The organism is uncultured Campylobacter sp. (assembly GCF_937890585.1).
Classification (GTDB): Bacteria; Campylobacterota; Campylobacteria; order Campylobacterales; family Campylobacteraceae; genus Campylobacter_A.
This window is the reverse complement of record NZ_CALACG010000166.1, coordinates 1-1081: the sequence shown is the minus strand read 5'-3', so window position 1 is coordinate 1081 and position 1081 is coordinate 1. Positions and strand designations below refer to the sequence as shown.

The 1081-nt window shown below is 44.3% G+C and carries 1 protein-coding gene; it reads right to left on the bottom strand.

Annotated features, from left to right (window positions below):
• Positions 1 to 1081 (bottom strand): AAA domain-containing protein (locus Q0296_RS04850; protein WP_298037283.1); only part of this gene is annotated, 1081 nt, incomplete at both ends.

Genomic DNA, 1081 nt, shown 5'->3' with positions numbered 1-1081 from the left:
GCCACGTTTAGCAGATTTGGCTTGCTAGCAGCCCACGCTCTAACACCCTTTGTCGCTCCCCCTAACACAAACACGATAATGTCAGCCTCTTTGCCCTGCATAGTGTGGATAGTGCCTGCACCTTTTAAATTTCTACAAACATCTTTAAATGGCGTTATTATCCTGATGTTATAATTTTGGCTAGCCAGCTCACCTGCTAAGAGCTCTTTAACAACCTCGCCCTCGGCTTTATTGTAGTTGCCTACCCACTCCTCACTTCTAATGTCTATCCACTTTGTTTGCACGTTAGTGTTTGCAAATTTACTAGCTGCACTTCTGCCAAGTATCATCATATCATCGTAGGTAGTCTCGTTTGAGATCTCAAACATAGGGTTAGCGCATCTTCTATGCACGATCAGCGGTGAGCCGACCCAGATACTCTCGCCACTACCTTTTATATATGTGCCGATCTTTTGCGCTTTGTCGGCTCTTAGCTGCACAGAGGACTTAAGCAAGTTAAACTCCTCTTTTGCCTCGCAGTAGCTAAGGATCGCGTTATTTAAACTAACTGGCAGTGTTACAACTGGCTCAAGCTGAAGTGGGTCGCCAACCACCACGGCCATCTTTGAACGAAGCAAGGCGCCTAACGCGTTAGTTAAATTTGCCTGCCCTGCTTCGTCTATCAAAAGCATACCTATATCGCCATTTAAAAGCTCTTTAAAAGTGTTATTAAACGAGGCAAAAGTCGAGCTAACAACAGGCGTTAGCAAGAAGAGCCCCTTGATGATCTCGCGTCTATGCTTTGCCTCTAAGCCGTTTTTCTCAGCCATCTTTTCATCGTTAAAGATAACGCTAAGGGCACGTAAATTTGTTCTGACAGCCTCTTTGCAGGCAAAAATAGCCGCCTTATGCAAATTTAGCGCCTCTTTGAAAAGCTCTATCCTAGCCTTAAAAAGCTTCGTCTTGTGAAATTTCTCATCTATGCCAAATTCCATCATAAATGGCATACTCTTTTGCATTTCGTCATTACTCTCGCTGAAGCTGCCGTTTAGAAAGATATCTAGCTCCTCGCTCCTGCCAAGTATCTTTTGACGTCTAGCAA